At 49.1% G+C, this 14,156-nt stretch carries 13 protein-coding genes and 4 tRNA genes; 11 read left to right on the forward strand and 6 right to left on the reverse strand.

What is annotated here, in order from left to right; genetic code table 11:
* Positions 1 to 95 precede the first annotated feature (95 nt).
* Complete coding sequence (locus tag V3C10_17010) at positions 96 to 1,481, reverse strand: sodium-dependent transporter (protein ID WVP61003.1); 1,386 nt, start codon at positions 1,479 to 1,481, stop codon at positions 96 to 98.
* A gap of 473 nt (positions 1,482 to 1,954) precedes the next feature.
* Here V3C10_17010 and V3C10_17015 point away from each other — a divergent pair, with 473 nt between their 5' ends.
* The 4 genes from V3C10_17015 to ilvN all read left to right on the forward strand — a co-directional run bounded on the left by V3C10_17015 (position 1,955) and on the right by ilvN (position 5,397).
* On the forward strand, positions 1,955 to 2,290 hold the full coding sequence (locus V3C10_17015; GenBank protein ID WVP61004.1) for a cyclic-di-AMP receptor: 336 nt from the start codon (positions 1,955 to 1,957) through the stop codon (positions 2,288 to 2,290).
* Between the two features lie 155 nt (positions 2,291 to 2,445).
* The gene (locus V3C10_17020) at positions 2,446 to 3,039 is read left to right on the forward strand and encodes a TetR/AcrR family transcriptional regulator (protein ID WVP61005.1); all 594 of its coding nucleotides are present in this window, start codon (positions 2,446 to 2,448) and stop codon (positions 3,037 to 3,039) included.
* Between the two features lie 94 nt (positions 3,040 to 3,133).
* Positions 3,134 to 4,909, forward strand: coding sequence for a biosynthetic-type acetolactate synthase large subunit (ilvB, locus tag V3C10_17025; GenBank protein WVP64646.1), 1,776 nt, complete (start codon positions 3,134 to 3,136; stop codon positions 4,907 to 4,909).
* The gene (gene ilvN, locus V3C10_17030) at positions 4,906 to 5,397 is read left to right on the forward strand and encodes an acetolactate synthase small subunit (protein ID WVP61006.1); all 492 of its coding nucleotides are present in this window, start codon (positions 4,906 to 4,908) and stop codon (positions 5,395 to 5,397) included. Before ilvB ends, ilvN begins: the two co-directional genes overlap by 4 nt.
* Positions 5,398 to 5,494: 97 nt before the next feature.
* Here ilvN and V3C10_17035 read toward each other — a convergent pair whose 3' ends face one another.
* A complete protein-coding gene (locus V3C10_17035) occupies positions 5,495 to 7,945 on the reverse strand; it encodes a response regulator (GenBank protein ID WVP61007.1) in 2,451 nt (816 codons plus the stop codon).
* 227 nt (positions 7,946 to 8,172) lie between these two features.
* Between V3C10_17035 and V3C10_17040 the strand changes: the two genes are divergently transcribed.
* Positions 8,173 to 9,639, forward strand: coding sequence for a GntR family transcriptional regulator (locus V3C10_17040; GenBank protein WVP61008.1), 1,467 nt, complete (start codon positions 8,173 to 8,175; stop codon positions 9,637 to 9,639).
* A 118-nt stretch (positions 9,640 to 9,757) separates the two neighbouring features.
* Entirely contained in the window at positions 9,758 to 10,303 is a 546-nt protein-coding gene (locus V3C10_17045) for a methylated-DNA--[protein]-cysteine S-methyltransferase (protein ID WVP64647.1), read from the forward strand.
* Between the two features lie 49 nt (positions 10,304 to 10,352).
* Here the strand turns inward: V3C10_17045 and V3C10_17050 are convergent.
* Positions 10,353 to 10,433, reverse strand: a tRNA-Leu gene (locus V3C10_17050).
* A gap of 416 nt (positions 10,434 to 10,849) precedes the next feature.
* Here V3C10_17050 and V3C10_17055 point away from each other — a divergent pair.
* The 5 genes from V3C10_17055 to V3C10_17075 all read left to right on the forward strand — a co-directional run bounded on the left by V3C10_17055 (position 10,850) and on the right by V3C10_17075 (position 12,150).
* Positions 10,850 to 10,922: transfer RNA gene (locus V3C10_17055), tRNA-Ala, on the forward strand.
* A gap of 156 nt (positions 10,923 to 11,078) precedes the next feature.
* Positions 11,079 to 11,231: a hypothetical protein gene (locus tag V3C10_17060; protein WVP64697.1), complete on the forward strand. Its 153-nt coding sequence runs from the start codon at positions 11,079 to 11,081 to the stop codon at positions 11,229 to 11,231.
* A gap of 222 nt (positions 11,232 to 11,453) precedes the next feature.
* Positions 11,454 to 11,526 (forward strand) — tRNA-Ala (locus V3C10_17065).
* A gap of 139 nt (positions 11,527 to 11,665) precedes the next feature.
* Positions 11,666 to 11,920, forward strand: a complete 255-nt coding sequence (locus V3C10_17070; GenBank protein WVP61009.1) for a hypothetical protein — start codon at positions 11,666 to 11,668, stop codon at positions 11,918 to 11,920.
* Between the two features lie 157 nt (positions 11,921 to 12,077).
* Positions 12,078 to 12,150: transfer RNA gene (locus V3C10_17075), tRNA-Thr, on the forward strand.
* Positions 12,151 to 12,245: 95 nt separating this feature from the next.
* Here V3C10_17075 and V3C10_17080 read toward each other — a convergent pair.
* The 3 genes from V3C10_17080 to V3C10_17090 form a co-directional block, all read right to left on the reverse strand.
* Positions 12,246 to 12,887, reverse strand: coding sequence for a hypothetical protein (locus tag V3C10_17080; protein WVP61010.1), 642 nt, complete (start codon positions 12,885 to 12,887; stop codon positions 12,246 to 12,248).
* Between the two features lie 282 nt (positions 12,888 to 13,169).
* Positions 13,170 to 13,373: a hypothetical protein gene (locus V3C10_17085; GenBank protein ID WVP61011.1), complete on the reverse strand. Its 204-nt coding sequence runs from the start codon at positions 13,371 to 13,373 to the stop codon at positions 13,170 to 13,172.
* A gap of 213 nt (positions 13,374 to 13,586) precedes the next feature.
* Entirely contained in the window at positions 13,587 to 14,144 is a 558-nt protein-coding gene (locus tag V3C10_17090; GenBank protein WVP61012.1) for an SOS response-associated peptidase family protein, read from the reverse strand.
* Positions 14,145 to 14,156: the final 12 nt, after the last annotated feature.

Below are 14,156 nucleotides of genomic sequence, written 5' to 3' on the forward strand. Positions count from 1 at the left end.
TCCTCCTGTTTAAAGAGCCTGCTCCTCAGCCCATCGTCCCGAAGCCGCCCGCGGCCGGACATTCCGGGCATCAAATCCGCAATTCAACGGAGCGGTTATGAAAGTCCCTGGCCTTTTCCCACGGTAAAGTAGAGAATCAGCAGGATAACGGCCGGAGCGACAAAACGCACAATAAATTCCCAAACCTTTCTGAACCGGAACGGAAAAGCTCCGCCTGAACTGATTTCTTCGGACGCCTTGCCCTTCCCCCAGATCCAGCCGGCAAAAATACAGAAGCACAGCGCTCCCACCGGTATCATAAGGTTATCGGTAAATTTTTCCATCACCGCATTCATCGGCAGCATCTGAAGTCCCTTTGAAAAGTCAAACCAGGGCAGGTTGATGTTTCTCGACTCCATCTGTGAAAGGGAATATCCGGCGCTTAATACCGTCATCGGCACGGACAGGATAACCGTCGCTTTCAGCCTGGACACCTTCCACTCTTCCGTGATAAATGCAACGCAGCTCTCCAGAATGCTGATAGCGCTGGTGAGAGCCGCCAGAAAGAGGAGCACGAAGAAGAACAGGCCGAATATCCGTCCTCCCGGAAGCCCGTCAAATACCTCCGGCAGGGCCATAAAGGCAAATCCGCCGCCCATGCCGAGCCCCTCCGCTCCCAGGGTGACAAATACGACAGGAACAATCGCAAAAGCGGCCAGAATGGCCACCAGCGTGTCCAGCACACAAATCCACGCCGCGCTTTTCACCAGGTTATCCTTCTTCGGCACATAGGAACCGTAAGTGACCATGATGCCCATTCCCACGGAAAGGGAGAAGAAGGCCTGTCCAAGCGCCCCCACCAGCGTATCCCGGTTAAAACTGCCCGGTTTGATGGTGAGCATATAGGAAAGCCCCTCCTTTGCGCCGGGGAGCGTCACGGACCTCACCGCGCAGGCAATCAAAAGGAGGAACAGAGCCGGCATCAGAATCTTGCTGACCCTCTCGATTCCCTCGGAGACTCCCTTAACCACCACATAAATGCAAAGCACCAGAAATACAAGTCCCCATGCAAGGGGCTGCACCGGTTTCCCGATAAAATTCACAAAATATTCCTGGTAGGACACGGCTCCGCTTCCAAAACCAGGTTCCACCAGATAGGCGAAGACGTACTTAAGAACCCATCCGCCCACCACACTATAATAAGACATAATGACGAAAAGTGTCAATACGCCGATTCCACCGGCAAAAGTCCACTTCCTGTTAAGCTGGTGGAACGCTCCCACCACATTCTTCTGGGTGGCCCGCCCGATCGAAAGTTCAGCCAGCATGACCGGAAAACCAATCAGAGCCACAATTACGATATAGGAAAGCAGGAAAGCGCCTCCCCCGTATGCTCCCGTCTTTCCCGGAAACTTCCAGATATTCCCCAGACCCACGGCAGAACCCGCCGCCGCCAGTATAAATCCCAGATTACTGGCCCACTGGCCTCTTCTCTGACTCATGATAATCATACCCCCTGAACATAGTTTGTTTATTTTTCCGCCGCATTCATTCCCGTTCTTTTTGTACTCCCGGGAAAAACATCCTGCAAACAGACGCACGTCTGCTATAATATCAGATTTCCGTTTAAAAGTCCATTTTCAGCCGCTGCCCCAGACATACGAAATAGTTATCGGAGATATAACCTGAAGATATCCATTGTCCTTGTACTGTGGATTATTGTCTTTTTTCTGCATACATTTCCTAAGCTGTCTCCTCTGCTGCCGCCTGTTTCTTCTTCCGCCGCCATCTGTCCCTTAAAACAGATATTCCCCCTGTTCCGCGCCAAAAGCCCTGTTTTACAGCTTTTTCCCCTCCGTATATTCAGTGAAATCCCAGGAAATTCAAATAGAGATTAATTTTTATCAATTTTTTATTCCCATTTTCATGATTTAATGGTAAAATAGTAACAATAGTGAGTTAGGAGGTGCTGATTATGAAGATGATTATGGCAATTATCGGAAGCGAAGATGCGGATGATTTAGTTTACGAATTGAACCAGAATTCTTTCTTTGTTACAAAACTTTCCACAATGGGCGGTTTTCTGAAGAAAAAAAGTACGACGCTGATGCTCGGCGTTGACGACAGCCGTGTGGAGGAAGCGATTACCATTATCAAGAAGATGTCGGGTACAAGAGAACAACTGGTTTACACACCACCAACTATGGCCGGAAACTGCTGTCCTACCGTCAATATGACGGTTCCGATGAATATGAAGGTAGGCGGTTCCACAATCTTTGTCATGAACGTAGAAGATTTCCAGAAATTTTAACCATACCGCGATGCGGTATAATTGATGTGTACCGGAAACAGGCCGGATGAACAGCATGCCGTTCATCCGGCCTGTTTTCCGATATGTGGGGATTGACAGCCAGAGGGAAAAACGGTAAAATCAAATGAAAGCATGTACTTGCATTAGGAGTGAATATGGATACTACCAGCCAAAAAATTATTGATGCTACGATGAGCCTGATCCGGGACAAGGGCTACGTTGCGACGACGACAAAGGATATCGCCAGGGCGGCCGGGGTCAATGAATGCACCCTCTTCAGGAAGTTTAAGAGTAAAAAGGATATTGCGTTGAGCGGCATGGAGCAGGAACAGTGGCGGGGCAATCTGACCCCTGAAGTATTTCAGGACGTAGTGTGGGAACTGCAGCCGGATCTGGAGATGTTTATGAACGTCTATATGGACAAAATCACTCCCGATTTTGTCAACCTGTCCATCGGTCTGCGCGCTCCCCAGCTTTATGAGGAGGCGGCTCCCCTGATTATGAAAATACCGCAGGCCTTTCTCTCCTCCCTCACCGCCTATTTCATCAGGATGGAAGAGCTTGGAAAGCTGCCTCATCTGGATTTTGACTGCCTGGCGATGACGGTCTTTTCCACCACCTTCGGCTACACGTTTCTGAAAGCCTCTTTTGGGGAGCAACTGTCTTCGGACTCCCGGAGCGATTTCATAAAAAAGAGCGTTGAAACATTGATTAACGGCATTCCAACGGTATCTGCCATAGAACAGTGAAGCAATGGCAAGGCACTGCCGCACGGCGGTGCCAAAAAAACGCCGGTTATGCAAGCAAGCACACGCATTCAAACCTTAAAGGAGGTATTCTATGATGATAACAGGCGCCCAATTATTTGTAAAAGCCCTGAAGGCGGAGCATGTCGACGTTCTCTTCGCCTATCCGGGAGGCCAGGCCATCGACCTGTTTAACGCCCTGTACGGGGAAGAAGAAATTAACGTAATCCTGCCGCGGCATGAACAGGGGCTGATTCATGCCGCCGACGGCTATGCCCGCTCCACCGGCAAGACAGGGGTCTGCCTTGTGACGAGCGGCCCGGGGGCCACAAACCTCGTCACCGGCATTGCAACCGCCAACTTTGACAGTGTTCCCCTCGTCTGCTTTACCGGACAGGTCCCGGTCGGCCTGATTGGCAACGATGCGTTTCAGGAGGTGGACATCGTCGGAATTACGAGAAACATCTGTAAATATGCAGTCACAGTGAGACGCAGGGAGGATTTGGGCGCAATAATTAAGAAGGCCTTCCTCATCGCCGGAAGCGGAAAACCGGGAGTTGTCGTCGTCGATTTCCCGAAAGACATCCAGCAGGAGCAGGGCAGCCCCGATTATCCAGACAGTGTGGAAATCCGCGGCTACAAGCCGAATACCTCCGTTCATGCGGGGCAGATAAAGAAGGCGGCAGAACTGCTGGAACAGTCGAAACGGCCCGTCTTCCTCGTCGGCGGAGGCGTACAGATCGCACACGCATCCCGTGAGATGACGGAACTGGCCGAACTTACGAAGGTTCCCGTCATCACCACCATCATGGGCAGGGGAGCCGTGCCCACCTCCCATCCTCTGTACGTCGGAAATCTTGGAATCCACGGAAGCTATGCCGCCAATTCGGCAGTCAGTCACTGTGACCTCCTCTTCTCCATCGGAACCAGGTTCAACGACCGCATCACCGGTAAAATCGAAGAATTTGCAAAAAACGCTTCCATTGTACATATTGATATCGATCCCGCCTCCATTTCCAGAAATATTGCCGTCGACATCCCCATCGTCGCAGACGCAAAGGAAGCGCTCCGCGCCCTGCTGGAAAAAGCCTCTCCCCTGGACACGGAGGCCTGGACGGCCCGGATAGGCGGCTGGAAGAAAAGCCGTCCCCTTTCCATGGGGCAGACCGGCCTGACTCCCCAGAAAATCATTGAGGCCGTTAACAGGCTTTTCCAGCGCGCCGTCATCACCACCGATGTGGGGCAGAACCAGCTTTGGGCCACACAGTTTCTGGAGCTCAATGAAAACAGGCAGATGCTGACCTCGGGCGGACTCGGCACCATGGGATACGGTTTTCCGGCCGCCATCGGAGCAAAGCTCGGCAATCCGGACAAAGACGTCGTCGTCATTACCGGGGACGGGGGGATGCAGATGAATATCCAGGAAATGGCGACCGCGGCCGTGTATGAGCTCCCCATTATCATCTGTATCCTGAACAACGGCTATCTGGGCAATGTCAGACAGTGGCAGGAAATGTTCTTCGATCGGCGCTATTCTTCCACCTGCATGCGCCGCAGGAAAAGCTGCCCCGCCTCCTGCAGCTCCCCCGGGGAGGAATGCCCCGGATATACGCCGGATTTTATAAAGCTGGCGGAAAGCTACGGCGCCGCAGGAATCCGTGTCACCGATGAAAGTGAGATAGAGAGCGCGCTGCTGGCCGCCAAACAGATTACAAACGGCCCGGCCGTCATAGAGTTTGTAATCGGACGGGAAACAAACGTCCTCCCCATCGTTCCCCCGGGAAATGCGTTAGGAGATATGATTCTGGAAAATGGCGGTATCAGTCCGGCGGATGAGGATATGATTCTGGAAAGCGAGGAAAAACAAGAATGAAGAAACGTTGGATTTGTCTGTTCGTAGAAAATGATATCGGCGTCCTTGCACGCATTTCCGGCCTGTTTTCCGGTAAATCCTATAACCTGAACAGTCTGACCGTCGGCAGGACGGAGGATGAAACCGTATCGAGGATGACCGTGAGCCTCACCAGTGACGACAAGGTGTTTGAACAGGTAAAAAAGCAGCTCAACCGCAGCGTTGAGGTAATTAAGGTCGTGGATATTACCGGCATCGCCGTCCATGTCAGGGAACTCATGTTTATCAAGATTAAAAACTGTTCGGAAGGCGACATGACGGAGATTTTCAGAATTTCCCAGGTTTACGGAGTCAAAATAATCGACTATACGCCGACGGCCGTTCTGCTTGAAAGTGTGGATACGGAAGAGAACAACGACGGGCTGATCCGTCTTCTGGAGAGCCGCTTTATCAACCGGATTGAGATTGCCAGAGGTGGAAATGTGGCCGCCCCCGCCATTGAGAGATAGCTTCCCGATACCTTTAACTCCGAAGCCGCAGCCCCGAAGTTAAAGGTATGCCCTGCCGGGCAGCCTGATTTGCTGAATAGAACCGAAATCGTAATTTTCAAATGGGCGTGTTATTTTTTGCCTTCATAACCCCGCTCAAAACCTGATAGAGTAAATCCGAATCGATTGGCTTCGCCAGATGGCCGTCCATTCCGGCTTCCGACGCTTTCACCACATCCTCGTGGAAGGCATCGGCCGTCATTGCGATGATGGGGATGCTCCCGGCCCGCGGATGCTGAGATTTCCGGATTCTCTCCGCCGACTCATATCCATCCATCACTGGCATCTGCATATCCATCAGGATCAGGTCGAAACGGTCGCCGTCGGCCAGAAATTTCTCCAGCGCCTCTTTTCCGTCGGCCGCACATTCCACCTCCAGCCCCGCCATCTTAAGCAGTTCAATGGCAATCTCCTGGTTTAGTTCGTTGTCCTCCGCCAGCAGTACACAGTGGCCGGACAGATCTGGCTTGTTCATCTGGACGCTGTATGACGGCATCGTGAACACCCTGCTTTTTCCTGCCGCCGAAAGTAGGGTATTATAAAGCACGGATGAAAAAAGAGGCTTTGCCAGGAATGCATTGGCCCCCGCTTCACGGGCGCTCCTTTCAATTGCGCTCCAATCATAGGCGGTAATTATGATAATCGTCGTATCCATTCCCACAATCTCCCGGATCCTCCGCGTCACCTCTATTCCATCCAAATCCGGCATCTTCCAGTCAATGAAGCAGACGTCATAATTTTCTCCCGAACAGTGGGCGCTCCTGATCTTCTGCACGCAGTCTTCGCCTGTGAGCACCCAGTCGCACAAAATACCCAGATTCTTCAAAAGGTTCGAGGTATGGATGCAACTGTCGCGGTCATAGTCGGCCACCAGAACCTTCAGGGATTCCATAGCCGGATGTCTCTGGGCTGATACGCTCCCCCTGGCCTCGGGCACATCAAAATCGATTTCCACCGTAAATCTGGTTCCCTTTTCCGATTCACTTTTTACGGATATCGTACCTCCCATCAGGGTGACCAGATTCTTTGTAATCGGCATTCCAAGCCCGGTGCCCCCGAATTTTCGCGCGGTAGCCGCACTTTCCTGCTCAAACGGGTCAAAAAGACGTCCCTGAAATTCCCTGCTCATTCCGATTCCGGTGTCACTGACAATAAAACGCAGGCGGATCTTTCGATCGAGGCGCCTCACCTGCTGTATCTCCAGCCGGACGGAACCGCCCTCCGGCGTAAATTTAACCGCATTGGACAAAAGGTTCAACAACACCTGGTTCAGCCTCATCACATCCCCGGTCAAAACCGTATCGCTCAGTTCCACAAAAGGCACCGTAAAATTCACCCCTTTTGCAGCGGCCTGAGGATAGATAATGGAGGTCAGTGATTCCACCGCACTCTCCAAATCAAAATTTTCGTGCGCTATCTTCATCCTCCCTTCATCAATCTTGGACATATCCAGTACATCATTGATAAGGGCCATGAGATGTTTGGAGGAATAACCAATTTTTCTGAGGCAGTCTGCCACCCTCTGTTTATCGTCTATATATGCTCCGGCTATGGTCGTCATACCGATAATTGCGTTCATTGGGGTCCGGATTTCATGGCTCATGCGGGATAAGAAATCCGATTTGGCATGATTGGCCTGTTCCGCCACAGTCAGCGCATCTCTAAGTGCTTCTGCCTGTTCCGTCAGCTTTGCCTTCATCTGACGGAGTTCGGTCACATCGGTAATATCGATAAACAACGCCAGATAAACAGGGCAGCCGTTCTGCCAGTCCACGCAGGTGGCATTGACCTGAAGCCACAGCGTTTGTTCCTTTCTGCTCTTTACACACATGACAAAGTGCACCGGTTCGCCCGTCAGAAACTTTTCCCGGTTTTCACGGATGGCTGTCATATTACTTTCTATATTTTGCCGGTGCAGGCTCTCTATTCCTCCGTTTTCAACATCCCGGAAGTAATCCATGAAGCGGCGGTTGCCCTCCAGCAGCGTCATATTAAGTTCCCTGTCAATACGGAATTTTGCGACAAAGCCAGGCAGGTTTTCATAGGTGACCGACTGTTCCTTCTGGACGCGTATCAGAGCATCGATGTTGGTCATGACCGTATAGGCTACCTGGTAACCGTTTACATATTCCTCCGAAAACTGGGTGGAGAACTGTATCCATAAAAGATTGCCGTCTTTCCTGTGCATCCGTGAAAGAAACTGGTAACCGCTCCGGTGGTTGGCCAGTGCATCTCCGACCGTCTCCGTCAGGCGCCCCCACTCTTTTGGGTCATATTTTGCATAAAAGAGATCCGGCCTGTTATGGAATTCCGCCTCATAGTCCGCCTTATTCCACCCAATAAACTTATAGTAAAACTCGTTCGCCCAAATCAGTGTAAAATGTTCATCCAGAAGATGTTTGCTCACACTGACTCCCATCAGGCGCATCAGCGTATGATACTCATACTCGGCCGACGCCGTCTGCAGTTCACTGCTTCCCGACGAAATTTCTTTTTCCCGTTCACCCATTTATATTTCCTCCTGGCCCTGAGAATTGTCACTTAGAATGATGCTTTATGTTTGATAGCTCCGCCATCCGTTCCCCACAGTCCGCCGTATCTGCAGCGCAATCTTGTTCATGTTATGCTGTTTACAATATAGCATATCCTGCAAAACTTCACAACCAGCTTATGGCAATTATTTGCAGGAAATGATAGAATAAAAAGCATACGGATTAAACACAGGAGTGGGTAGCAATGGAACAAGAACAGCAGATATCAAACCTGATTTATGAATTTTTTTATATGCGTATACATTTTGAATATTATAAATGCGGGGATACCCTTCCATCCATCGACACACTGTGCAGACAGTTCTGTGTCAGCCCCCAGACCGTAAAAGCCGCTCTGAGGCAGCTGCGGGCCGAAGGTTATATCTCCATGCGCAACGGCAGAGCCACCAGGATCATATACAGGCAGACCAGACAGGAACTGATTCGTTTTGTCCTCGGTTTCTTTTCGGAACGCCGGACTGCATTCCCCGATCTCTGCCGGACTGCGGAGTTAATCTCAGTCCCGTTCTTCTCCGAGGCATTCCGCCGGATGGAAGAAAACGATTTTCTGCACCTGTCACGCTACATAGAACGCGCACAGTCCGACGATCTGCTCTATTTTTACTCTTACGTGTTGCAAAAGCTGGAGAATCCTCTGGCAATGAACCTCTTCTGGGAAATATCAATGTTCATGGGACTCATGTTTATCGGTGAAAAGGGCGGGGACGGATTTTACAATAAGAAGTTATTGCGTGAGGGAATCGAAGAAATTATAAGTTACAAAAATACGCAGGACTTAAAAAGCCTGCACGGCGCCATATTGAAACACCAGAAAGAATCCATGGAAGAAGCGCTCCGGTACGTTGCACAATACGTTCCTCTTTCCGGTAAGCAAAAACAGACCCCTTTTGTCTGGCATATTTACCGGGAACGGCCGCAGCTCTGTTACAGCCTGGCCACGCGGATCCTATTTGGAATCTATCTTGGAGAATACAGGGAAACGGAATATCTTCCTTCATACGAAAAGATGGCCGAAAAATATAATGTCTCGTTGAGCACGATCCGGAGAACCGTACGGATCCTGAACCAGTCAGGTGCAGCCGAATCCGTCAACGGAGTTGGCACCCGTGTCTTCTCAATTGGTCAACGGTGTAATATGCCCGACTTTACCATCCCCGCCGTGCGGCGGAACCTGGCGTTTTTTGTCCAGTCCTATGAAATAATTATCTATTCCTGCGAAAGGGCGGCGGTAGCGACGCTCCTGGCTCTCACCGAAAAAGAACGCGGACGCTTAAAAGAACAGCTCAAAAAAAACGTGGACGAGAAACGTTGTGGAATGACTCCCTGGCACCTGCTTCTCTGCATCTCACAGAGCAATCCCTTAAACGGAATCCGGGAAATTTATTCTAAAATATTCGGCCTGTTTCTCTGGGGATATCCCTTAAAAGGCTCTCAAAAGGAAACGGCAAAACTTGATTCCGAACTCAGAATTTTCACAGAGAAAATGCTTCAGTATCTCGAACAGGGCGATTTCGTCCGATGTGGCAGATGCATGAAAGAGACAAGCACTTATCAATTCCATGCGTCGGAACAGTATCTTTTAAGCATTGGCTTTGAACCGGATGAACTGAGGCTCTCCCCGTCGATCCGTCTTGTCCTTCCTGAGGATTGAGTAACAAAAGAAATGCCCGAAAATGGCGGGCAAAAGGCAGAAACCTGAACAGGTGATAGTGACCATGGCGCGGTTATGCCACGGACTATCCCTAGTATACACTGTAAGGAGGTATATGATGTACTATTCGACCAACTTCACATCCCCCGCAGGGGTTCTCACCCTTGCCTGCGACGCCGACGGCAGCCATCTTATCGGACTGTGGATTGAAGGACAGAAATACCATGGAAAATCGGTTCCCGGACCGATGGAGGCTAACGACGGCATGCCCGTATTCACCGCTGCAAAAAACTGGCTGAACCGGTATTTTGCAGGTGAGAAGCCTGCCGTCTCAGAACTGCCGTTAGCTCCCATCGGCGGAGAATTCCGTCAGGACGTATGGAGCATTCTTTGTGAAATTCCATATGGGGAAGTTGTCACCTATGGGGATATTGCCAAAAAAATGGCGGCCAGAATGGGCAGGAAAAACATGTCAAGCCAGGCGGTGGGCGGGGCGGTCGGGCACAACCCTATTTCCATTATTATCCCCTGCCACCGGGTTGTAGGCTCAAACGGCAGCCTGACCGGATATGCCGGAGGGATCTCAACGAAAATGAAATTGCTGGAATTAGAAGGGGTGGATCTGTCTCACTTTTTTATTCCGGCGAAAGGAACGGCCTTATAAGCTGTATCACATATCTAAAAAAAGTGCTGTAAATACAGCACTTTTCATATGCGGGTGACAGGACTTGAACCTGCACGGGGTTTCCACTAGAACCTAAATCTAGCGCGTCTGCCAATTCCGCCACACCCGCTGGACAGTGAGAATGCATAGAATACATTTTCCACCTTAAAACAGCACTATTATTATATAAGGAACCCACAGACTTTGTCAATCAAAATATGGAACATGGCCTCAAAATGAAATTTTCATCCGGCTTCACACTTTTTTCACAAAGAAGCCAAACTTTCAACACATTTTTTGAGTAATATAGCAATCAGCAGGCAGGATCTGCAGTAATACTTTTTCATACTCCTCCGGCAGGATTCCCTCCTGCCGGATTCCTCTGTCCGTAATATTCACGGATTCAGGAGGGACCGGATTTCTTCGATAAAAATCTTTTTTATTTTTCGGATAATATAAATTATATAAAATATAAAAACACTCTTCCCTTTTGAAACTTTTTATGGTACAATATTGCTGTCTGATTGATAATGTCAATTACATCACGGGGCATTAGCGCAGCTGGGAGCGCGTTTGAATGGCATTCAAAAGGTCACGGGTTCGAATCCCGTATGCTCCATTTTTTAAAGGTCTGGTATTTACCGGACCTTTTTTGTTTAAATTATCAGATTGGAAATCAACGCCAATTCACTGTGACCGAATAGTTTTTTCGCATTCGCAGATACTAATAAGGACATCAGAAAACACATTTCAGATGGAAAGGATGGTGAATGCATTGAGAAATTTATATGACGACGGCAATATTCCCGAGATAGACATGCCCAAATCTTCCAACGCAACTTATGAGGTGCCGGACGAACTTCCTGTTTCCACCGAACCGCTTCCCGAATCGGAACGCCCACGTAAAGACGGCCCCGGAGGAAATTAGGACAAAACGGGCAACGGACTCACCATTAAAAAAATAAAAGCCGGTTTCCAGTGACTTTGCTCTCCTGGGAACCGGTTTTTGCCGCCCTGCCAACTGATACAGGCGGAAATCCGAAGCATTGCGGAAGGAATGCCGGTTTTCGCTTGTATAAAATTTGTTTTTTTTTGATTTTTTTGAAGTATATATTGAATTCTTTTTTGTCTGTGATATAATTGAGCACATGGGGACATAGCTCAGCTGGGAGAGCGCTGCGTTCGCAACGCAGAGACCGCGGGTTCGAATCCCGTTGTCTCCATTCGTCAGTCAAAAGCGTGTTCCATATACTATTTTCTTTCTCTCTTCCCTTTCTATCAGAACACTGTATTCTGCCCAGTCCGGTTCCTTCTCCGGCGCCCACGCATATAATGTATTAACTACACCATTGAGGTACCGTTATGCCCGGAAGCTGGACCTTCCAGTCCTATCTTACTCCATATGATTCTTTCATCTTCTATAATGCAATCGGAAAACATGAGGATTATTTTTATCAGCCGCTGGCCGTGGCCAAACAGGTTGTCAACGGCACAAATTACCGCTTTGTAGCGATTGCAGAACCTTTAAAAGAAAATCTTTCCTCCCACTTTGCCGTTATCGATATGCATCAGCCGATTGGCGGTGAAGCCTATACTACAAATATTACATTCGTGTAGATTTGCCTTCAAAAAGCGAGGCCCTGTGGAAAAAGAGCGCGAAAGGACACTGCGTCAGCCGGCCACATTTTCTTCAAAATTTTTCTTATACAGGCAGATTAGATAGTTGACAAAACCGTCATCCCGTGGTACACTAGTCAAGGCTTAAACGTCAGATGCTGCTGTGGCTCAGTCGGTAGAGCGTCGCATTGGTAGTGCGGAGGTCACGGGTCCGATTCCCGTCAGCAGCTCGATTAAAACCCTTGAATTTTCAAGGGTTTTTTGATATTTTTAAATTCCTGGACTATGATCCGGGTGGACTTTTTTCTGATTGGCTAACATTTGGCTAACGCGGAAAATCATCATGTCTTTCTTCCCATTTCTTTTGATAGTTTTCCCTCATCTTTGAAGTCCGCAAACGCATCCCACAATCAAGAATGATAATAATCAGCGATGTAATGCCAATTGCGCACCACATAAGAATCTGGCTGCATTTTTCGTATTCTCTCCATCCGCCGCTCTCCCATAAAATGATAACCGTCACCAAAGACATAATCGTATACGAGAAGTAATGCAGTTCCGCCAATAAATAGGAGACCGACTTTTCGTTCATTTCATATTTTAACCCGCGCGTTTTTGTTTCCCAGTTCAGCCCCGGCACCTTCGGCTCTATATAGCTTGCTATATATTCTCCAACCCGAATCATGCTTTCATGGTAAAAAATCAGACGGCACTTTGTCAACAGCAAAACGAAAAAGGTAATTATGTAGAAACTGGCATCACGATTATAGTATGCCAGCAGATAGATGGCGCTTACTGCAGTAAAAATGAACATATAGATCTGATTTGACGCATCGATATAGCCTTGAATCTCATCCCGCAGAGTCTTATATTCTTCCAGAATTCCGTAGTCCGCCTCCATCTTTTGGACTTCTCCGGCCCTGATTTTTTTCTTTTTTAACGCTTTCGCTGCCTTATCCTTTGACATATATCCCCCTCCTGTCTCTCCCTTTCTATCTCCTGCGTTCCCGTTTCTTCCTCCTGCTTTTCTTCCCCCGTTTCCCTTTGCTTTCTCTTTCCTTCATCTTACAACGATTTCTGCCGGAAAACCAGTCCCTGCCGGAATTTCTAAATCAGGAAAAATCCATCTTTCACTTCTGTATTTCATGCGCCACTATCGGCATCCCTGCATGAAAACAACCATGTCTACAAAAACAGCACAAAGTTTCCATATCTCTCCTGAGCAGCTCCATCTGCCGGTTCTCCGGCGCTACGCATCCTTCAGATCCATGTATCCGTGATATCCCATCCTCTTGCAGAAACGGATGACCGATGCCTCGCTGCGGTTGGAGTCCGCGGCTATCTGAGCCAGCGTAAGATGTGTAATGGCGTCCGGATTTTCTACCAGAGCCTGCGTAAAAGCTTTCTCCGCCTCGGCCGGAAGGGAATTAAAAATCTGATTTTTACCAACCATTCATTCATGTTTTTCCTCCATAATCAGATTTTGCAAATGAAGTTTTTATTTTTAATATTTGAAAATGATGATATGTCGCCCTATCGCTATTATCATGTCCGTTTGTCCGGTTCTCAGAATAAAAAAGAGTGGACACCGAAAAATAACGGTTTTCACTCTTTTTTATTTCACTCTTTTTTTATTGATTGACGGCGCAGCCTGTAGAGACATATCTCAGATAAATTCAAACGTCTGCTGCTCATAGTCCATGGTGCTTTTCAGCTCCCCGGGCGTCTGTTTCAGCAGTTCCCGGTAATCTCCGCCGGCCGACAGCCAGCTTTCAAGCTGTTCCTGTTTCAGAATCAACGGCATCCTGTCATGGATTTTCCTCACAGATTCGTTGGGTTCCGTCGTCAAAATTACAAAATGGGGTTCGTCTCCCTCAAACCGGTAACAGCCCGCAAAATACAGTTTTCTTCCCGCCGCGGGCTCGAAAACTGCCTTTTCACCCGCGCGGTTCCATTCGTAGAAGCCGCCGGCCGGTACCGCCACGCGGCGCCTGGCCATGCAGTCCCGGAACATCGCCTTTTCCGGCGCAGTTTCCACACGTGCGTTATAAACCGTCTGCCCGCTGCCCCTGCCCTCGCTGACTGCAGGATGAAAGCCCCAGTACATCTTCCTTCGCACTATCGTTTTGCCCCTCTCCGAAACCAGCACCGCCGCTTCGTCACAGGGACGCACATCCGTCCGGATTCCGGACGTTTCATCTTCCGTAAAATATCTGCTGCACATAATCTCTTCCGT

The sequence above is a fragment of the [Clostridium] symbiosum genome, from assembly GCA_036419695.1.
Lineage (GTDB): Bacteria > Bacillota > Clostridia > Lachnospirales > Lachnospiraceae > Otoolea > Otoolea symbiosa_A.